The organism is Sciscionella sediminilitoris (genome assembly GCF_000737195.2).
Taxonomy (GTDB): Bacteria; Actinomycetota; Actinomycetes; order Mycobacteriales; family Pseudonocardiaceae; genus Sciscionella; species Sciscionella sediminilitoris.
Genome location: NZ_JALM01000001.1, coordinates 23,452 through 43,465 on the forward strand (window position 1 = coordinate 23,452; position 20,014 = coordinate 43,465).

The following is a 20,014-nucleotide window of genomic DNA, read 5'->3' on the forward strand; positions in this document are numbered from 1 at the left end:
CGCTATGAGCAAGGAAATCTTCGTCGGTTTCGGGGTAGACATCGATGCGGTCGCCGGATGGCTCGGTTCCTACGGGGGCGCCGATTCCCCGGACGACATCTCCCGGGGACTGTTCGCCGGGGAAGTCGGTGTGCCGCGCATCCTGGAACTGTTCCGCCGCTACGAACTGACCCAGACGTTTTTCTGGCCGGGGCATTCCGTCGAAACCTTCCCGGAACAGTTCGACGCGTGCGTCGCGGCCGGGCACGAAATCGGTGCGCACGGGTATTCGCACGAGAACCCCATCGCGATGACGAGGGAGCAGGAGACCAAGGTCCTCGATTACGGTATCGAGCTGATCGAATCGCGCAGTGGTCGCCGCCCGACCGGTTATGTCGCACCCTGGTGGGAATTCAGCCCGATCACCAATGAACTGCTCCTCGAGCGCGGCATCAAATACGACCACTCCCTGATGCACCGGGATTTCGAGCCCTACTACGTGCGGGTCGGGGACAGCTGGACCAAGATCGACTACGATCAGCCCGCCGAGGCGTGGATGAAACCGCTCGTGCGCGGCACCGAGACCGATCTCGTCGAGATTCCGGCCAACTGGTACCTCGACGATCTCCCGCCCATGATGTTCATCAAGTCCAGCCCGAACAGCCACGGATTCGTCAACCCGCGGGACATCGAATCCATGTGGCGCGACCAGTTCGACTGGGTCTACCGGGAATCCGACTACGCCACCTTCACCATGACCGTGCACCCCGATGTCTCCGGCCGCCCGCAGATGCTGCTCGCCCTCGAACGGCTCATCGAGCACATCAGCTCGCACGAGGGCGTCCGGTGGAGCACTTTCGACGGGATCGCCGAGGACTTCCTGCGCCGCTCTCCGAGGAACGCATGAGCGGCACCGAGGCCGCCGTGCCGCCGCGAACCCTGCTCAAGGTGTCGCTCGTCTGTTTCCTCGCCTGGGTTTTCTCGGTCTACGACTACACCCTGTTCGGCACCCTGCTCCCGAAGATCGCCGAGGAATTCGGCTGGAGCACTGCGACGGCAACGAACATCGCCACCCTGGTCACGGTCGGAACCTTCGTGGTCGCCCTGGCCGTCGGCCCCCTGCTCGATCGGGTCGGCCGCAAACGTGCACTGGTGATCACGATCGTCGGCGCGGGGTTGAGCTCCGGGTTCACCGGGCTGGCGGCGGGCGCGGTTTCACTGGTGTTCATCCGGGCGTTCTCCGGCTTCGGCTATTCCGAGGAACTGGTCAACACCGTCTACCTCAACGAGTTGTACGGCAAGGCGCGCAGGCGCGGGTTCATGTACAGCTTCGTGCAGAGCGGGTGGCCGGTCGGCGCGCTCGTCGCCGCGGGCCTGACCGCCGTGTTGCTCCCGGTCGTCGGCTGGCGGTGGTGCTTCGTCATCGCCATGGTGCCCTCGATCCTCGTCGCGCTGCTTGCCACGCGGCTGCCGGAATCCCCGGTGTTCGTCGCGCTTTCCCGGGTGCGTGCACTGCGCGCCGAAGGCAAGACCGAGCAGGCCGATGCGCTCGCGGCCGAGGCAGGACTCGAACTGGGCGCGGCGAACAAGGCACGGTTGCGTGATGTGTTCGCTCCGGGGCTTCGCGGGCACACCGTGTGCCTTTCGCTCGCGTGGCTGTTCAACTGGATGGCCATTCAGGTGTTCTCGGTCCTCGGCACCACCGTGCTCACCGAGGCCAAGCACGTCTCGTTCGACAACGCCCTGCTCGTGCTCGTGCTCGCGAACGCGGTCGGTTTCGCCGGTTACCTTTTCCACGGCTGGCTCGGTGATCGGGTCAACCGGCGCACGGTGATCATCATCGGCTGGCTGCTCGGCGCGGTGTGCAGCGCGGCCATGCTGCTCGGACCGGCCAGCGAGGGCTTCGTGATCGCGTTCTACGCCCTTTCCCTGTTCTTCCTCAACGGCCCGTATTCGGCGTTGCTGTACTACATGGGCGAGTCCTTCCCCGCGCAGGTGCGCGGGCTCGGCCCGAACGTCGCGCACACCATGGGGCCGGTCGGGGCGATCCTGGGATCCCTGCTGCTGACCGGTTTGCTTTCGGCGGGAGCCGGCATGATCACCGCCGCGCTCGTCACCGGATCGGCCTGCCTGCTCGCGTCCGGGCTCGCCATGCTCGGTACCCGCAGGGTCGAGCAGGCCGGCGAACCACTCCCGACACCGACAGACGAAGGACTGCGTATATGACACCGCGCGACGACGGACTCGAAGGCAAGGTCGCGATCATCACCGGGGCCGCGAGCGGCATCGGGCGCGCGCTCGGGCTGGCCTACGCGCGAGCGGGCGCGATCAGTGTGCTCGGCTACCACCCCGGCGACCCGCACGACGCCGATGCGGTCGTCGAGGAGATCCACGCCGAGGGCGGCACCGCCTGCGCGGTCGCGGCCGATGTCCGCGATCCGGACCAGACCGAGACGCTGGCCCGGGAGGCGGTGCGGCGCTACGGACGGCTCGACATCGCCGTGGCCGCGGCCGGGGTGCTGCGCAGGGCTCCGCTCGCGGAACTGAACGATTCGGCGTGGTACGAGATGCTTTCGGTGGATCTCACCGGGGTGCTGCGCACCTTCCGCGCGGCCGCCTCGGTGATGACCGGCCCCGGCGCCATGGTCGCGGTCTCCTCGATCGCGGGCGGGGTCTACGGCTGGGACGAGCACACGCACTACGCCGCGGCGAAATCCGGACTGCTCGGGTTGTGCCGCTCGCTCGCTGTCGAGCTCGCTCCGCGCGGGATCCGGGTCAACACGGTGATTCCCGGGCTGATCGAAAGCCCGCAGTCGCTGGATCCGGTCAACTCACTCGGCCCGGACGGGCTTGCCGAGGCAGGCGCGGCGATCCCGCTGGGCCGGGTCGGGACCACCGAGGAAGCCGCGCGCACCATCCGATTCCTCACCAGCGAGGACGCCGCATACGTCACCGGAGCCCAGCTCGTCGTCGATGGTGGCCTGACCGTCCGCTGGCCGAGCTGAAGGAGCGAACATGCCGCACGTACTCAAGTCGAACACCGCGATCGTCACCGGCGCCGCGAGCGGGATCGGGGCCGCGATCGCCGAGGCCTATGCGGCCGAGGGCGCCGACCTCGTCCTCGCCGACCTCGACCGGGACGGCGCCGAGCGCACCGCGGCCCGTGCCCGCGAGTTCGGCGTGCGGGCGAGCGCCGTCCAGGTCGATCTGACCGATGCCAAGGCGACCGAGAAACTGGTCGCCGAGGCCGAAACCACCCTCGGACACATCGACATCCTGGTCAACAGCGCGGGAATGCTCACCGAGGTTCCGCTGATCGAGATGCCCGTACGGACCTGGGACGAGATGATCGCCGCCGATCTGCGCAGCGTGTTCCTGTGCTGCCGGTGGACCGCGCCGCGCATGGTGCGCCGGGGAACCGGTCGCATCATCAACATCGCCTCGCAGCTGGGCATCAAGGGCGGCGAAGGCCTCGTACACTATTCGGCGGCCAAAGCGGGAGTCATCGGCCTGACCAAGGCGCTCGCCCGCGAACTGGCCCCGTCCGGGGTCCTGGTGAACGCCATCGCCCCCGGACCGATCGAAACCCCGCTCGTGGACGGCATCAGCGCGGACTGGAAACAGGCCAAACAAGCCGAACTGCCGCTCGGCCGATTCGGCGTGCCCGCCGAGATCGCCCCGAGTGCGGTACTGCTGGCCGGAAATCCCTCCGGAAACCTGTATGTCGGCCAGGTGCTCGGGCCCAACAGCGGCGATGTGATGCCCTGACGACGCGGAGCGATGCGATGTGTGGAGCGTGCGGGACCGGAATCGCGGCCGCGCCATGGGAAACCCAGCTCGTCGGCGAAGGCCCGCGAGCCGGCCGCGCCCTTGCCGCCGCCGCGACACGGGCGACCGGAGCACGGATCACCGTGCGAACCTGGGGCGCGGCCGGATTCGTCAGTCAGGCCCGCACCGCTCCCCTGCGCACTCATCCGAACCTCGAATCGCTGTGCCACGCCCTGCTTCCCGCGCTGCGGCTCGGTCTCCCCGAGCCCGCGGGGAGCATGGCACGACGGCTCGTGGTCCCGCTGCCCGGTGAGGTCGATGTGCCCGGCCTGACCGTCTGGTCCGCCCTGGCCGCGAGCAGCGGCGCCGCGAGCATCGCTTTGTGCGGCCCGATATCGCGGCAGTCGGCCCGGATCCACGGCAGACTGCTGCTCGAACCAAGCGCAGAACCCGGCTGGCGGGTGGCGATCACCGCGCCATGCGCCGAGGAATGCGCGCACAGCCTGCAAAACTTCCTGTCGCCCTAGTGCCCGAACAGGACGAGGTTTCGCGATCCGGTGACCTGGGCATCCCCCACCCTCACCGGGGGGCGACCCCGCATCCAGTATATCGGTTCTCAGGGGCGTCAACACCGTTCGCGAAAATCTGTGGACAACCTGGATCGCTGTGGATAGTTCGGCATACACACGAGATTTTCCAACCCATTTGTGCTGGAATTTGAAAACTAGCTTTCCGAGGTTTCCCATTTGGCCATTAACGATATTTCTGCTATCATTGATCCATGAACACTGGGGACGATGACGGCGAACTTTTGGACCGGTTGTGCGCATATGACCGCATGCAGGCCACTTTGGACGCCGCTGTACTGGATCGTACGTATGCGCTGTGGCGTGCACAGTGTCGGTATGTCGACGATCATCCGCTGGACTCGGTGATCGAGGAGATGCGGCTGGTGCGCAATATTCCACGCGGCCGGGCGATCGACACCGTGGAGACCGCGATCTTTCTGCACGAGCACATGCCAGGAGCGCTGACATGTATGCGCGAGGGGCTGTGGAATTTGTTCCACGCCTCGAAAGCGCGGAAAATTCTCGAAGGCCTCCCCGAGGAAGCGCTCGCAGCCGCGGACTCCCGGATCACTGAGCGGTTGCACGATAAGGGGCGCCCCAGGGAATGGGTTCGGTATGTGCGACGCCTCGCGGACGGTCTGGCCCCGGAAGCGAAGGCCGCTCGTATCGCAGCGGCGCGGGCATCCCGGTATGTGTCGTTTCAAGAAGACGAGGACGGCACCGGCAGCATGTTCGCCCGGCTCCCCACCGAAGACCTGGCCGCCTGCCAGACACGGGTCGACAAGATCGCACGCTCATTACGCGGGCGCGGCGACTCGCGCACCCTCGACCAGCTCCGCGCGGACGTGGTGACTGACCTGCTGACCGGGCGCGAACAGCATTCCGGGGTTCGGGTCCTACTCAACGTGCACGTTCCACTCGGCGTCGCGCTCGAGATGAGCGACGAGTACTGCCGGATCAACGGATACGGTGAGATACCCGCCCACACGGCACAAGCCATGCTCGCCGATCCGCGCAACGCGGTCCGTAAGGTTCTCACCGACCCGGACACCGGCGTCATCCGCGGCCTGGGACGACGCCGATACCGGCCCAGCAAACGACAACGCGAATACGTTCGCCTCCGCGACCAGCGCTGCCGAGTCCCCGGTTGTCGCCGACCCATCGCCGAGATCGACCACGTCAGATCCTGGGCCCACAACGGCACAACGGACCCGCACAACCTTCAAGGCCTGTGCCGACTCGACCACAAGCTCAAATCGGTCCCCGGCTGGCACCACACACTCGACCATCGCACCGGCGAACTCGAAGTCACCACACCGAGCGGGCACACCTACCGCAGCGACATAGCGGATTAGGGTTGCTCAGCCGAAGGCCTCGGCGAGCCACCAGGCGCCACCGTCCTCGGCGATCTTGGCGTCCACCACGAGCGGCCCACCCGGCCCGGCGGCGAGCCAGTCCCGCACGGTGTCCAGGTCCTCGCGGACGCGCACGGTGCACCCTTCGGCGCCGAATCCGCGGGCTATGGCGGCGATATCAGTGTCCGGGAACCGCACGGTTTCCAGGTCGGATCCCGCACTGAAGTGATGCACCTCGGCACCGTAGGCGGCGTCGTTGTAGACCACGATGAGCATCGGGATCCCCAGTCGCACCACGGTTTCCAGTTCCGCCACGGCCATGTGGAACCCGCCGTCGCCGAGCGCGGCCACCGGGATCCGGTCCGGGCGGGCGAGCGCGGAACCGATCGCGGTGGCCAGCCCGAGCCCGATCGACTGGAAGGCCTGGGTGAAACAGAAGCCGTATTCATCGGGCACCCGCAGATACGCGCTGGGATACCCCATGAAGTTGCCGGAGTCGATGGACACGATGCGTTCGGTGGGTAGCAGTTCGTCGAGCGCGATGCTCAGGGTGCGCGGATCGATCCGGCCCGGCGCGGTGATCTCGGGATACGGTTCGGCGCCGACCCAGCCGCTTTCCGCGATGCGCGCGCGGATCTCCTCGGTGCGGTACCCGCTCGCCCGATGGCCGCGGGCGCCGAGCTCGGTGCGCAGATCCGCGCAGGTGCTCGCCACGTCACCGAGCACCGCGAGCGCCACCGGGAAGTACGCGCCGAACGCCGCCTGGTCCACATCGACGTGCACAAGTTTGGCTTGCGTGCCAAGCAGTTTGCCGTGCCGTGTGGTCCAGTTGTTCAGTGCGGCACCCCAGCCGACGATCAGATCGGCCTCCGCGATCAGTTCCGCGGTGAGTGTTCCGGAGAATCCGCCGGAGATCCCGAGCGCGAAGGGATCCCCGGTGAAGAGCCCGTTCGCGACGGCGGAGGTGGCCAGCAACGCGCCGCTTTCCTCCGCGAGCGCGCGCAGCCCCGCCCCGGAACCACGCGCGCCCCGCCCGGCGATGAACACCGGCCGGTCCGCGGCGGCGAGCAGATCGGCGAGCGCGGTGACCGATTCCGCCGCCGGGCGCACGGTTTTCGGGGCGGCCACGGTGTTCGGCCCCGGTTCGGGAACCGATTCGGCCTGTACATCGGTGGGCACGCTGAGCACAACGGTCCGGCGCTGCTCGAGAGCGGTGCGGCAGGCGCGAACGGTGTCCGCCTCGGCGCTCGCGGCCGAATGCACGCGTTCGGCGACCGCACCGACCGCGCGCACCATGGCGTCCTGGTCGATGCGGAAATTCGAGCGAACCGCGGCACCGGGCGTATCCGCGGTGAGCACGAGCATCGGGGTCCTGCTCTTGGCTGCCTCGCCGATCCCGGTGACCGCATTGCTGAGCCCGCAGCCCTGATGCGTGGTCACCACGGCGAGCCGTTCGGTCATCCGCGCGTAGGCATCGGCCATCGTCGCCGCGCCCATCTCGTGGCGTGCGGCGGTGAACGGAACCCCCTCGGCCCGCAAAGCGTTCGTCAGCGCGAAATTCCCGCTCCCGACCACACCGAATGCCTGCCCCGCACCGGATCCGGCGATCACGTGCGCGATCAGTTCAGCAACGTTCATGCCCGCTCCACCAGGGCGAGCGCGCGAGCCGGGCTCCCGGAACCGCCCACGATCGGCAGCGGGCTCACCACCACGACGGCGCCGGTCGCGGGGAGCCGGGAAAGGTTCTGCAGTTGGGTGAGGCCGTATTTCCCGGCGCCGAGCAGCAGATCGTGACAGGGAAACGGCGGATCGAGTTCGAATCCGCGACCGGCATCGGTTCCCACGGTTTCCACCCCGACACCGGCGATCGGTGACTCGGCGAGATAACGCGCGCATTCCGGATCGATTCCCGGGGTGTGCGAACCGTTCTCGTCGGTGTTCAGGAATTCCTCGGTGTCCCCGGACCGCACGTCCCACCCGGTCCGGTAGAGCAGCCAGCCGCCCTCGGGGAGCGCGCCGTGCTCCTCCTCGAATGCGCGCACATCCTCGATGGTGAGCAGGAAATCCGGATCCTCGGCCGCTTTCCCGGACACATCGAGTACGACCGCGGGCCCGACCATGGAACCCAGCGGCATTCCCGCGATGTCCGCGCCGTCCTTGCCGGAGTACCAGTGCACCGGCGCGTCCACATGGGTACCCGAATGCTCACTGGTGTGAATGTTGTTGTGGTACCAGCGAGGTCCGCGGTCGTCGTAGCGGCTGACCTCTTCGAGCTCGAAGCCGAGCGTATTGGCGAACGGTTCGGGAAGCCGCAGGATCGGCGTCCCGGAATGCAACCGCGCGGTGAGATCCACGACCTCGACGGAGCCACCACGCAATGCGGCGGACAGTTCGGTCAACACCGACATGGACAGCCTCCAGTTCTCATACCGTGGCGACTTCCGGGCGGGGAACCCGGATGCCTTTCGCCTCGAGCCGGGGAATGACCTCCGCGGCGAAGAATTCCAGTTCCGTCACGTAGTCCACAAAGGACAGAGTCATCCCGGCTAGCCCGGCGCGGGCGTACCGCTCGATCTCCGCGGCCACCTCGTCCGGGGTGCCGATCAGCGGGCAGGTGCCGTGCCCCGCGGCGAACCGGGAGCGGAAGGTGGCGAGCATGTCCTTGGTGAACGACTGCGCGTGCATCCCCTGCAGCCGCATGAGGTTGTCCACGGCTTCCCAGTCCGCGTACTCCTCGGCGTAGTAGTGCAGATAGTCCCGCGCCTCGGAGTGGCTGGACCGGCAGACCACGTGCGCGGGCGACATCACGCCGACCTCGCGGCCGTATTCGGAGCGCGCCGATTCGGTCAGCTCGGCCACCACGCGCTCCCCCTCCGCCGGATCAGCGATGATGGTGAACACGAAATCCGCGTTGCGTGCGGCGAACGCGCGCCCCTGCTTGCTCGAACCCGCATTGAGGATCGGCAGGCTCGACCGCACCGGTTTCGGCATGGATTCCACGCCACGCAGGGAAAAGAACCGGCCGTCCAGATCGAAGCGCCCCTCCCTGGTCCACAGCGCACGAACGTGGTCCCACCATTCCTGGGCCATGGCGTACCGGTCGTCGTGCTCGCTGGGCAGCGCCACACCCATCGCCTCGTACTCGGGCTGGTTCCATCCCGCGACGATGTTCAGCCCCGCCCTGCCCTCGCCGACCTGATCGACGGTGGCCAGTTGTTTGGCGCTCACCACCGGATGATTGAACGCGGTGTGCACGGTCGCGAACACCACGATGCGCCGGGTGCTCGCCAGCAGGCCCGAGGCCCACGGGATCGGCTCGAGCACACCCTCGTGAAAGTTCGTCTCCCCGCCGTAACCGATCCAGCGCGCGATCGGCAGGATGAAATCGATCCCTGCCCGGTCGGCGAGCCGGGCAAGGCGCAGATTGTCCGGCCAGCTGGCGCTCCACCGCTCGGGAATTCTGGTCACCGCGAGTCCGCCGGTGCAGTTCGGGGAGAACAGCCCGAGCTTGAAGTCCCCGCCATCGCTGAGCGCGTTACCCATACCGGCTCCCTCGCAGCGTTATTGCGTCACGATGACCGTCGTCACTGTTGCGCATTATCGGCCGCGCGTCAACGCCGCGGCGACCAGATGCCCCGAACCGCCGCCGAGACCGGGGCCCGGATGCGTCGCGGCCCCGATGTGCCACAGCCCGCGCACCACCCCGGTGTGCCGCGCCGCCGAGGGCAGCGGCCGCCACAACAGGTTCTGGTCCAGTTCCGCCGAGCCACCATAGGGATCCCCGGCCACGGCGTTGCGGTTCGCCGCCAGCAGATCCGGCGGGGCGAGCACGTCCATGCCGAGCACCTGCGCGCGCAGCCCCGGAGCGTGCACCGCGATCCGGTCGAGCACCCGCTCGGCATAGGCCTTCGCGAGTTCCGGTGTCCACGGCCCCGCCGCCAGTTCCCCCGCCGCGTCCCCGCGCACCTCCCAGGGCACTTCCTGCAGTTGCAGCCACAGGCTCGCCGCCCCCTCGGGCACCCGCCCCGGATCGAGCACGTACTGCTGCCCGACGACCACGGTCGGCTCACTGGGCAGCAGCCCGGCTTCCGCCTGCGCGCACGCGATACCGGTGCTCGCCGCGCCGTCGGAGACATGGATCAGCGGGGCGCGCCCGAGCAGTGCCTCGCGCCAGCGCGGCGGACCGGAGAGCGCCACATGGATCTGCATGGCCGCGCGGCCGGGGCGATACCGCGCCGCCTCGGTCCGTACCGGAGCGGGAACCTCGTGCGGGGCAAGGAGTTCACCGTAGAGCGCACCCGGACCGACCGAGGCCAGCACCGCACGCTTCGCGCGGATCGTCTGCCCGGCCACCCGCACCCCGATCGCGCGCCCGCGCCTGGTCAGGATGCGGTCCACCGGGCTCGCGCACCGCACGTGCACCCCGAGCGTGTCGAGCAGCCCGGTGAACGCCTCGACGAACCGCGCGGCCCCGCCCTCCACCAGCGGCATCCCGGTGCCGTGCAGGGTCGCGGCGAGCACCGGAAGCATGAACCCGCCGGAGGCACTGTCCGGGGCGAGCCCGGCGTGCAGCAGCCACGGGGTCCACAGCCGGTCGACCTCCCAGCCGTCGAACTCCCTGCGTACCGCGGCGCGGCCACTGCTTGCCACCTCCCGGAGCAGCCGTTCGGCGCGGGAGGGCCTGCGCAGCAACGGCGCGGCGGTACGCAGTGCGCGCAGCGAACGCAGTTCCCCGCCGAGCAGCGCGCCCGCGACCGGTGCCACCTCGCCGAACCGCTCGAGCATGGCGAGATAGGCCTGCCGGTCGCGGGGCTGTTCGAACCCGGCGGCGGTGCGCTCCGGGTCACGGTGGGCGAACACCGCGTTCCCGTCCGCCCCGATGCTCGCGGTGATCAGCCCCTCGGTATTGCGATAGCGCAGCCCGTGCGCGTGCAACTCCTCGCCGAGCGCGGCATAGGCGGGCCCGGACACGAAAAGCGGATGCCAGGAGGAAAACGTGTCGTGCACATAACCGGGCAGGGTGCGCTGCTCGCTCGCGATGAACCCGCCGATCCGCTCGTTCGCCTCGAGCAGGGCGACCGACCAACCGGCCTTCGCCAGTTCGGCCGCCGCGACCATTCCGTTGATCCCCGCCCCGATGACGACCGCGTCGAATTCGTCCACGGCCGCAAAGCTATCCGAACACGCGGCTACTCGGAAGGCAGCGCGGCCCGGGAATCGTCCATTCCGGCCAGCAGGTCCCCGTGTTCGGCGAGCCGCTCGCGCACCTGTCCCGGACCGAAGGCCAGGGGTTCACCGCGTTCCACCTCGGCCCAGCGCAACGGGGTGGACACGGCCGGTTCCGGGCGGGCGCGCAGCGAATAGGCCACGATCGTGGTCTTGGCCGGGTTGTTCTGGCTCCAGTCGATGAACACCCGGCCGGGACGCACCGCCTTCGTCATGGTCGCGGTGATCAACTCGGGATGACGCCCCGCGAGCCGTTCGGCGAGCCGCTTCGCGTACCGCGAGCTCTGCTTCTCCTCGGTCGCCGTGATCGGGACATAGAGCTGCATTCCCTTGGAGCCACTGGTTTTCGGGTACGCGCACAGTCCGTCCCGGGCGAGCGCCTCGCGCAGCAGCACCGCGACCCGGCAGCACTCCACGATGCCGGCGGGCGCGCCCGGATCGAGGTCGAACACCAGCTGATCCGGTACCCGCGCGCCCTCCCCGATCCGCCACTGCGGCACGTGCAGTTCGAGCGCGGCGAGGTTGGCCGCCCAGACCAGGGCGGGCAACTCCTCGAGGAACACGTACTCGGCCGTGCCGCTGCGAGTGGGAATCCGCGCGGTGCGTACCCATTCCGGAGCGTGGCGTGCCGCGTGCTTCTCGAAGAACCCCTCCCGGTCCGCCCCGTCCGGGAACCGCATCAGGGTCACCGGGCGTTCGGCGAGCCGCGGCAACAGAGCGTCGGCTACCGCGACGTAGTAGTCCAGCACATCGCGTTTGGTGAACCCGGTGTCCGGATAGAGCACCTTGTCAAGATTGGAAATGCGCAGTACACGCCCGCCGACGGAGACCGGAATATGCTCCGAGCCCATCATCCGAACTCCTTTTCCCTCGGCGCTGACCTGCGAGAAAGGGTATCGTTTCGCAGGGAAGGGCACGATCATCGAGGCGAGAAGGGCGGGTGCACCCCCATGCGGTCGATGTGGAAGGGCACGGTCTCGTTCGGCCTGGTCGCCATTCCGGTGCACCTCTACGCGGCCACCGAGAGCAAGACACCCTCGTTCCGGCAGGTGCACGCCGCGGACGGCGGGCGCATCTCCTACCGGCGCACCTGCTCGGTGGACGGGGCCGAGGTGCCCTACAGCGAGGTCGCGAAGGGGTACGAGACCGAGGACGGTCAGATGATCGTGCTCACCGAGGAGGACCTGGCCAAGGTCCCGGTGCCCACCACGAAGGCGGTCGACGTGGTGGAGTTCGTGCCACTCGAATCCATCGACCCGATCTACTTCGACAAGAGCTACTACCTCGAACCGCAGAAGATGGGCATCAAGCCCTATCTGCTGCTGCGCGACGCCCTGCACAAATCCGGCCAGGTCGCCATCGCGAAGATCGCCATCCGCAACCGCGAATCGCTCGCCGTGCTCCGGGTGCACGCGGACGTGCTGGTGCTCTCCACCATGTTGTGGCCGGACGAGGTGCGTAAACCCGAGTTCGACTTCCTGAACGAGCAGGCCCCGGAGATCCGCCCGCAGGAGCTGACCATGGCGGGCTCGCTGATCGACTCGATGGCCGACGAGGTCTTCGACGCGCGCAAGTACACCGACGCCTACCGCGAGGCGCTCGAAGCGGTGATCGAGGCCAAGATCGAGGGCCGCGAGGTCACCGAGACCGAGCAGCAGCCGAGCGAACAGGTCGTCGATCTCATGGCCGCGCTCTCGGCCAGCGTGGACGCCGCCAAGCAGCAGAAAAAAGACGAATAGTCATTGCCGAGCCCGCCTGCGCTCGTATACGATCCGGCGCGTCAGTGAAAACCTGGTCAGCGCCAGGCTGGTGGTGGAGTGTGCTGACCGTATCCGTGCATGCGCGGATACGGACACCATGAGGACAACCACATGCCAGAAAACGACCAGCTCATCTCTCTTTTCCGCGAACACATCGCGTCTTCGGCTCCATTGGACGAGATCGACGCGGCGGCCGCACGGATCGCTGAGGCCGTCGGGGGCTCCAGCCCGCACCTTCGGTTGACGGCCCTGGTAGCAGCGGCCTATCAGGTGTTGCTCCGCCGCATGCCGCGGCCCGATGCCCTGTCGCTGGTGGCCGAGGCGTTCCACGAACCGATGCGGCCGTACGTGCACGACGGCACCAGGGCCGCGCTCGATGCCGCCGAGGACCCGTTCACGGTCATCACCGAGATTTCCCGGGACCGCGAGGAGAACTACTTCGGCGCGGACTTCTCGTTCAGCCGGACCGAAGACTCCTCCCGGTACCTCGTCGATGTGCACCGATGCTTCTACGTGCACGTGCTCGGCCTCGCGGGCGTGCCGGAATTGGGCACGGTGTTCTGCGACTTCGACACGGCGTGGATCAGCGCGATCGACCGGGACCGGCACGGCGTCGACTTCCGGCGTCCGACCACGATCGCCCGTGGTGGGACCACCTGCCGATTCCACTTTCTCCGGGTGGACCCCGGTCCTCAGCCGCGAACACGGATCGATCAGGGCTAGCCTGTCACGTTTCCCGCGCCTCGCTTGTCTGCACTGGCAACCGGCCAGAACCGAGCAAGGAGCGCGACCATGCCCCGTATCTCCCTCGACCCACCCCGAAGCCTCGCCTACCGCGTCGGCACCTGGTACACCAAGCGCATGGCGGGCCGCGCGTTCGACTCGCTCAAGGCCGTCGCGCACAACCGGCGGGTGCTGTCCACCATGCTGATCACCGAGCAGCGGGTGACCAAGTGGCGCGCCCTCGACCCGAAGCTCAAGCACATGGCGCTGATGGTGTCCGCGGCCCGGATCGGCTGCGCCTGGTGCATCGACTTCGGCTACTGGGAGGCCGCCGAGCTCGGCATCGCGAACGAGAAGCTGCGCAAGATCGCGGACTGGCGGTCGAACCGGGACGCGTTCGCCGAGCTCGAACTGCTGGTGCTGGAATACGCGGAGGCGATGACCGCGACCCCGCCGCAGGTCGGTGATGGGCTTTCGGCGCGGCTCAAGGACCTGCTCGGCGAGGCGGGACTGGTGGAGCTGACCGCGATCGTCGCACTGGAGAACTTCCGCTCCCGGGTGAACAGCGCATTCGGGCTGACCGGGCAGGGATTCTCCGACAACTGCGCGGTGCGCCCGGCCTACGATGATGCTCGTGGCTGACGTCTTCGAGGAGCACCGCGGGATGCTGTTCGGTATCGCCTACCGGCTGCTGGGCAGCGTGGCGGATGCCGAGGACATCGTGCAGGACGCCTGGCTGCGGTGGGCGAAGGTCACCGAACCGGTCGAGCATCCCAAGGCCTATCTTGCGCGCACGGTCACCAATCTGGCGATCAACCGGCTGCGCTCGGCCGCGGTCACCAGGGAGTCCTACGTCGGCCCCTGGTTGCCCGAACCCCTGGTCACCACGCCGGACGCCACCGATGGCGTGGAACTGGCCGAATCGGTCTCCCTGGCGATCATGGTCGTGCTCGAATCGCTTTCCCCGCTGGAGCGCGCGGTGTTCGTGCTGCACGAGGCGTTCGGCTTCGGCTACACCGAGATCGCGGGCATGCTCGACCGGTCCGCGGCGAGCGTGCGCCAGCTGGGCCACCGCGCCCACGAGCACGTGCAGGCCCGCCGCCCCCGGTACGAACCCGCCGAGCAGCAGCGCAAGGAACTCACCGAACGGTTCCTCAACGCGAGCGCGGGCGGGGACATCGCCGAGATGATGAGCGTGCTCGCCCCGGATGTCACGCTCGTCAGCGATGGCGGCGGCAAGCGCAGGGCCGCGCTGCGCCCGGTGCTCGGCGCCGACAAGGTCGCCCGCTTCATCCTCGGCGTCTGGCAGAAACTTCCGCCGTCTCCGGTGGTCAGCGGGGTACTGGTGAACGGGGCACCCGGGATCCTGGTCAGCGCGGGCGGCGAACCCGACACCGTGGCCTGCTTCGAGGTGGCCGCCGGCTTGGTCACCGAGATCAACGTGATCCGGAACCCGGACAAGTTGCGCCACATCACAGCGATCTGACTTGCCAAACCCATACCTCCTAGGGGTATGTTCATGGTGACGGACATACCCCCAGGAGGTATCGATGGCAGCCACCGAGCACCCCGGCTACGCCGAGAACAAAGCCGCCCACCTGCGCAGGCTCAAGCGCATCGAGGGTCAGGTCCGCGGTCTCGCGCGCATGGTCGAGGAGGACAAGTACTGCATCGACGTCCTCACCCAGGTCTCCGCAACCACACGTGCCCTGCAATCGGCTTCCCTCGCCCTGCTCGACGAGCACCTGCGCCACTGCGTCAGCGACGCGATCTCGGGCGGCGGCGACGAGGCCGAGGAGAAGATCGCCGAAGCCAATGACGCGATCGCCCGGCTCGTCCGTTCCTAGAAATCTCCGAAAGGACGAACTCTCATGAGCGAGCAAACCATCACCGTCACCGGGATGAGCTGCCAGCACTGCGTCAACGCGGTCACCGAAGAGGTCACCGAGATTCCGGGCGTCACCGGTGTCGAGGTGAACCTGGAGACCGGCGCGGTCACCGTGACGAGCGAGGCACCCGTTGCCGACTCCGCGCTCGCCGCCGCGATCGATGAGGCCGGCTACTCCATCAAGGGGTGAGCCGCCGTGCAACGGGTCGAACTCTCCCTCGGCGGGATGACCTGTGCATCCTGCTCGACACGAATCGAGCGCAAGCTCAACAAGCTCGACGGCGTGCAGGCGACGGTGAACTTCGCCACCGAGAAGGCCACGGTCAGCTTCCCTGACTCGCTCGGGCCGGACCAGCTGATCGAGACGGTGGAGCAGACCGGCTACTCGGCGAGCCTCGATGCGGGCGAGACCGAGGACAAGCCGGACAACGGCCCACTGGTACGGCTCGCGGTCTCCGCCGCGTTCGCGATCCCGGTGGTCGTACTCGGCATGGTGCACGCGCTGCACTTCGACGGCTGGGCCTGGCTGGCGTTCGCGCTGACCACCCCGGTCGTGGTGTGGGGCGCGTGGCCGATCCACCTCGCCACGGTCACCAATCTCCGGCACGCCGCCGTCACCATGGACACCCTGATCACGGTCGGGGTGCTCGCCGCCTACGGGTTCTCCGTGGTCGGCCTGTTCACCGGGGCAGCGGAGAACTACTTCGAGGTCGCGGCCGGGGTGACCGTGTTCATCCTGGTCGGGCGTTATCTCGAGCACCGGGCGCGCAGCGGGGCCGGTTCCGCGCTGCGGGCACTGCTCGAACTGGGCGCCAAGGATGTGGCGGTACTGCGCGAGGGTACCGAACAGCGGGTCCCCATCGACTCGCTGCGGGCCGGTGAGCTGTTCGTGGTCCGGCCAGGTGAGAAGGTCGCCACCGACGGCGTGGTGGAATCCGGGGCCTCCGCGGTGGACGCCAGCATGCTGACCGGGGAATCGGTCCCGGTGGAGGTCACCGAGGGTGATTCGGTGGTCGGCGGGACGATCAATTCCTCGGGCACGCTGACCGTGCGGGCCACCGTGGTCGGCGCGGACACCCAGCTGGCGCAGCTGGCCAAGCTCGTCGCCGACGCGCAGGCGGGCAAGGCCAAGGTGCAACGGCTCGCCGACCGGGTCTCCGCGGTGTTCGTGCCCGCGGTGATCGTCCTCGCGCTGCTCACCCTCGGGGCCTGGCTGGCCTTCGGTGGTTCGGTGGACGAGGCGTTCACCGCCGCGGTCGCCGTGCTGATCATCGCCTGCCCCTGCGCCCTCGGCCTCGCCACGCCGACCGCGCTGATGGCGGGCACCGGCCGGGGCGCGCAGCTGGGGATCCTGATCAAGGGTCCGCAGGTGCTCGAATCCACCCGTGCCGTGGACACGATCGTGCTGGACAAGACGGGCACGGTCACCACGGGCCGGATGCGGGTGGTCGAGGTCAGCGGCACGCCGGAGACCCTGCGTATCGCGGGCGCAATCGAGCACTCCAGCGCCCATCCGATCGCCCGCGCCATCACCGAGCACGCCACCCGCGAGCTCGGTGAACTGCCCGAACCGGCCGATTTCCGCAGCCTCGACGGGCTCGGGGTCAGCGGAACGGTGGACGGTGAGCGGGTGCTCGTCGGCAGGCCCGCCCTGCTGGCCGAGCACGAGATCGAGGTCCCCGCGGAGCTCGGCGAGGCCATGGATACCGCGCAGGCCAGCGGGCACACCCCGGTACTCGTGGCCAGGCAGGACAAGGCGATCGGCGTGGTGACCGTTGCGGACACGGTGCGCCCGGAAGCCGCCGGTGCGATCGAGTCCTTCCGTGCGCTCGGCCTGTCCCCCGTACTGCTCACCGGGGACAACGAGCGGGCCGCCCGTACCGTCGCCGCGGCGGTCGGGATTCCCGAGGTGATCGCCGAGGTCACTCCGGCGGGCAAGGTGGAAACGGTGCGCGCACTGCAGCAGCGGGGCCGCACGGTGGCCATGGTCGGTGACGGGGTCAACGACGCGGCCGCGCTCGCGGGTGCCGATCTCGGACTCGCGATCGGGACCGGGACCGATGCGGCGATCCAGGCCTCGGACCTGACGATCGTGCGCGAGGACCTCGGTGCGGTGGCGGACGCGATCCGGCTCGCCCGGCGCACCCTCGCGATCATCAAGGGCAACCTGTTCTGGGCGTTCGCCTACAACATCTGCGCGCTGCCGATCGCGGCGCTCGGACTGCTCAACCCGATGATCGCGGGCGCGGCGATGGCGTTCTCCAGCGTGTTCGTGGTGACGAACAGCCTGCGACTGCGCCGGTTCAGCTAGTAGTTCCGCAACAGCCGGTTCCGCAACAGCCGGTGCTGCAACAGCGAAAGGCCCCGGACCGATCGGTCCGGGGCCTTTCCGTGTCTGGCTGTGCTCAGTCGGCGACCTTGACGCCCATGGAGCGCGCGGAACCGGCGACCACCTTGACGGCCTGGTCCACGGTCTCCGTGTTCAGGTCGGGCATCTTGCGCTCGGCGATCGAGCGCAGCTGGTCCTGGGTGATCGAAGCGGCCGGGGCGCCACGGCCCGGCGTCTGCCCGCCGCTCTTGAGGCCGAGCTCCTTGCGGATGAGGAAGCTCGTCGGCGGGGTCTTGTAGCGCAGCTGGTAGCTGCGGTCTTCGAAGACCGTGATCACGACGGGCACGATGTCACCACGGCTGCCCGAGGTCGCCTCGTCGTACTCGACCTTCACGCCGCGGGTGTTCACACCGGTCGGACCGAGCATCTTCCCGAGGTCGACCATCGCGGCGTTGCCCGCCTCGAGCTCGAGGGTCGCCTCGAACGTGATCTTCTGCTTTGGAGGCATTCGCCTGACCCCTTAGCCCTTCAGTGTCGCTGTCTCATTCAGTGTCAATAATCCCCCGCGTGCGGGCACGTGCAGGCCCGAGCAACCAGTGTACGTGATCGCCGATGACCGGTTCGCAGCACCTCCCGGTCCCCGGCGCGGCGCCCCGATCGCACGGGTTGGGGACGGGATAATCACGATCGTGCATCATGGTGGCGTTTGCGTACGCCGATCTGGGTATCGGAACAAGCAAACGGCTATGACGATTAGGTGACATGTGACTCGCCGCGCAACCTGCGTGAGTGGTCATGCGTCCACTGGTGAGCGGCTTCCCAAGCGGCACCCGTGGACGTGCAGCAGGACGACCTGGAGGTTATGGGCGTGGAGGACTGGCGACGCCGCTCCGGCGAGCCCGATGGGCGACCGCCGCGAGCCCCGTCGACATCCCGCGACGTGCCGCCCCCCGGCCGCAGGCCCGCCCAGGACGGAGGCCGCCGTCCCGCCCAGGATCCGGCCCGGGCGAACCGCCAGGCTCAGTCCGGCCGCCGCCGCGCCGAGAACGCCGCGCGGCAGCCGGGAGCCAAACCTCGCAGCGGCGAGCGCCCCTCCCCCACCCCGCACACCCAGGCCACTCGCCCGGTCGGCCAGCCGCGCTCCAGCACGGCCCGGCGCAGGGCGCGCAACCGGCACCGGATGGGCCTGGTCAGCAAGATCCTCATCGCCACCCTCTCGCTCTGCGTGTTCGCGGTCAGCGCCTACGCCTGGGTCACGATCACCCGGCTGAACAACTCGCTGACCACCGCGGACATCGGCGGACAGAAGGCACCCGACGGGTCGATGGACATCCTGCTGATCGGGATGGACTCGCGGACCGACGCCCAGGGCAACCCGCTGCCGAAGGACCTGCTCGACCGGTTGCACGCGGGATCCTCGGACGGGGAGATCAACACCGACACCCTGATCCTGGTGCACATCCCGAACGACGGGCGCAAGGCGACCGCGGTCTCCATCCCGCGCGACTCGTACGTGCAGATCCCCGGCCACGGGAAACACAAGATCAACTCCGCGTTCGGGCGGGCCAAGAACGACGAGTTCAAGAAGCTGCAGCAGCAGGGCATCAAGGACCCGCGCGAGCTCGAGGTCAAGTCCAACCAGGCGGGCGAGAAGCTGACCATCCAGACGGTCGAACAGCTCACCGGAATGGGCATCGACCACTTCGCCCAGGTCAACCTGGCCGGTTTCTACGACATCTCCAAGGCCATCGGCGGCGTACCGGTCTGTCTCAAACAGGCCGTCAATGACAAGCAGTACTCCGGCGCGGTCTTCGCGAAGGGCGAGCAGACCGTGCAGGGCGCCAAGGCGCTCGCCTTCGTGCGGCAACGGCACAACATTCCCGGCGGCTCGACCGACCTGCAGCGCAACCGCCGTCAGCAGGCCTTCCTCGCCGGAATGGCGCACAAGATCCTCTCCGCGGGCACCCTGACCGACCCCGGCGCGCTGAACAACCTCATCGGCGCGGTGAGCAAATCGCTGGTGATCGACCAGGGCTGGGATGTCACCGGCTTCGCCCAGCAGATGCAGAACCTCACCGGCGGCGCGATGACCTTCTCCACCATTCCGGTGGAAAGCCTCGCGCTGAAGACCGATTCCGACGGAGAGGCCGTCAAGGTCGACCCGCAGAAGGTGAACGAGTTCATCCGGGGCCAGGTCGGCGAAAAGCCCGCCGCCCCGAAGTCCTCCGCCGCGGCTCCCCCCGGACAGGCGGACAACAAGGGGACCACCGTGGATGTGCGCAACGGCACAGGCTCCTCCGGACTGGCCGGCGCCGTGCTCGATGCGCTCGGTAAGAAGGGCTTCACCAGCGGTGGCACCGGTAATTCGAGCAGCCGCTCGAGCACCGTGATCCGCTACCCGAGCGGCGGCCGCTCGG

General features: G+C 68.3%; 20 protein-coding genes. 14 read left to right on the top strand and 6 right to left on the bottom strand.

The genetic code is table 11. The features are described from left to right. The first annotated feature begins 4 nt into the window (after positions 1-4). The 6 genes from AD72_RS00125 (at position 5) to AD72_RS00150 (ending at position 5,671) form a co-directional block, all read left to right on the top strand. Complete coding sequence (locus AD72_RS00125; RefSeq protein WP_031464244.1) at positions 5-886, top strand: polysaccharide deacetylase family protein; 882 nt, start codon at positions 5-7, stop codon at positions 884-886. Beyond that, positions 883-2,205: an MFS transporter gene (locus AD72_RS00130; protein WP_051897611.1), complete on the top strand. Its 1,323-nt coding sequence runs from the start codon at positions 883-885 to the stop codon at positions 2,203-2,205. The genes AD72_RS00125 and AD72_RS00130 overlap by 4 nt, the downstream gene beginning before the upstream one ends. After that, on the top strand, positions 2,202-2,984 hold the full coding sequence (locus AD72_RS00135; RefSeq protein ID WP_031464246.1) for an SDR family NAD(P)-dependent oxidoreductase: 783 nt from the start codon (positions 2,202-2,204) through the stop codon (positions 2,982-2,984). The genes AD72_RS00130 and AD72_RS00135 overlap by 4 nt, the downstream gene beginning before the upstream one ends. A gap of 10 nt (positions 2,985-2,994) precedes the next feature. Then, the gene (locus AD72_RS00140) at positions 2,995-3,747 is read left to right on the top strand and encodes an SDR family oxidoreductase (protein ID WP_031464247.1); all 753 of its coding nucleotides are present in this window, start codon (positions 2,995-2,997) and stop codon (positions 3,745-3,747) included. 17 nt (positions 3,748-3,764) lie between these two features. Continuing rightward, positions 3,765-4,274 carry a hypothetical protein gene (locus tag AD72_RS00145; protein WP_031464248.1) on the top strand — a complete coding sequence of 170 codons (510 nt, stop codon included), beginning with the start codon at positions 3,765-3,767 and terminating at the stop codon, positions 4,272-4,274. Positions 4,275-4,528: 254 nt separating this feature from the next. Continuing rightward, the gene (locus AD72_RS00150; protein ID WP_231644688.1) at positions 4,529-5,671 is read left to right on the top strand and encodes an HNH endonuclease signature motif containing protein; all 1,143 of its coding nucleotides are present in this window, start codon (positions 4,529-4,531) and stop codon (positions 5,669-5,671) included. 6 nt (positions 5,672-5,677) lie between these two features. On the opposite strand, the gene AD72_RS00155 is transcribed toward AD72_RS00150, so the two are convergent. Genes AD72_RS00155 through ligD form a run of 5 tightly spaced genes read right to left on the bottom strand, consistent with a single transcriptional unit; the run spans position 5,678 to position 11,748 of the window. Beyond that, positions 5,678-7,309, bottom strand: coding sequence for a thiamine pyrophosphate-binding protein (locus AD72_RS00155; RefSeq protein ID WP_031464250.1), 1,632 nt, complete (start codon positions 7,307-7,309; stop codon positions 5,678-5,680). After that, a complete protein-coding gene (locus tag AD72_RS00160) occupies positions 7,306-8,079 on the bottom strand; it encodes a cyclase family protein (protein ID WP_031464251.1) in 774 nt (257 codons plus the stop codon). The genes AD72_RS00155 and AD72_RS00160 overlap by 4 nt, the downstream gene beginning before the upstream one ends. Positions 8,080-8,095: 16 nt before the next feature. Then, on the bottom strand, positions 8,096-9,214 hold the full coding sequence (locus tag AD72_RS00165) for an LLM class flavin-dependent oxidoreductase (protein WP_031464252.1): 1,119 nt from the start codon (positions 9,212-9,214) through the stop codon (positions 8,096-8,098). Between the two features lie 54 nt (positions 9,215-9,268). After that, positions 9,269-10,834 carry a phytoene desaturase family protein gene (locus AD72_RS00170; RefSeq protein WP_031464253.1) on the bottom strand — a complete coding sequence of 522 codons (1,566 nt, stop codon included), beginning with the start codon at positions 10,832-10,834 and terminating at the stop codon, positions 9,269-9,271. A gap of 26 nt (positions 10,835-10,860) precedes the next feature. Then, complete coding sequence (ligD, locus tag AD72_RS00175; protein ID WP_031464254.1) at positions 10,861-11,748, bottom strand: non-homologous end-joining DNA ligase; 888 nt, start codon at positions 11,746-11,748, stop codon at positions 10,861-10,863. A 99-nt stretch (positions 11,749-11,847) separates the two neighbouring features. Here ligD and ku point away from each other — a divergent pair, with 99 nt between their 5' ends. The 7 genes from ku (at position 11,848) to AD72_RS00210 (ending at position 17,579) form a co-directional block, all read left to right on the top strand. Further along, the gene (gene ku, locus AD72_RS00180; protein WP_037344366.1) at positions 11,848-12,636 is read left to right on the top strand and encodes a non-homologous end joining protein Ku; all 789 of its coding nucleotides are present in this window, start codon (positions 11,848-11,850) and stop codon (positions 12,634-12,636) included. 132 nt (positions 12,637-12,768) lie between these two features. Then, complete coding sequence (locus AD72_RS00185; RefSeq protein ID WP_197284837.1) at positions 12,769-13,380, top strand: L-2-amino-thiazoline-4-carboxylic acid hydrolase; 612 nt, start codon at positions 12,769-12,771, stop codon at positions 13,378-13,380. 69 nt (positions 13,381-13,449) lie between these two features. Further along, the gene (locus tag AD72_RS00190; RefSeq protein WP_031464257.1) at positions 13,450-14,022 is read left to right on the top strand and encodes a carboxymuconolactone decarboxylase family protein; all 573 of its coding nucleotides are present in this window, start codon (positions 13,450-13,452) and stop codon (positions 14,020-14,022) included. Beyond that, complete coding sequence (locus AD72_RS00195) at positions 14,009-14,866, top strand: RNA polymerase sigma-70 factor (protein WP_031464258.1); 858 nt, start codon at positions 14,009-14,011, stop codon at positions 14,864-14,866. The genes AD72_RS00190 and AD72_RS00195 overlap by 14 nt, the downstream gene beginning before the upstream one ends. A 64-nt stretch (positions 14,867-14,930) precedes the next feature. Next, positions 14,931-15,227, top strand: a complete 297-nt coding sequence (locus AD72_RS00200; RefSeq protein WP_031464259.1) for a metal-sensitive transcriptional regulator — start codon at positions 14,931-14,933, stop codon at positions 15,225-15,227. Between the two features lie 24 nt (positions 15,228-15,251). Next, positions 15,252-15,458, top strand: a complete 207-nt coding sequence (locus tag AD72_RS00205) for a heavy-metal-associated domain-containing protein (RefSeq protein WP_020500649.1) — start codon at positions 15,252-15,254, stop codon at positions 15,456-15,458. Positions 15,459-15,494: 36 nt separating this feature from the next. After that, positions 15,495-17,579, top strand: a complete 2,085-nt coding sequence (locus AD72_RS00210) for a heavy metal translocating P-type ATPase (protein ID WP_051897624.1) — start codon at positions 15,495-15,497, stop codon at positions 17,577-17,579. A gap of 94 nt (positions 17,580-17,673) precedes the next feature. On the opposite strand, the gene AD72_RS00215 is transcribed toward AD72_RS00210, so the two are convergent. Next, on the bottom strand, positions 17,674-18,105 hold the full coding sequence (locus tag AD72_RS00215) for an uL11 family ribosomal protein (RefSeq protein ID WP_031464261.1): 432 nt from the start codon (positions 18,103-18,105) through the stop codon (positions 17,674-17,676). A gap of 432 nt (positions 18,106-18,537) precedes the next feature. On the opposite strand from AD72_RS00215, the gene AD72_RS00220 reads away from it, so the two are divergent. Beyond that, positions 18,538-20,014 (top strand): LCP family protein (locus tag AD72_RS00220; protein ID WP_037344389.1); only part of this gene is annotated, 1,477 nt, incomplete at its 3' end.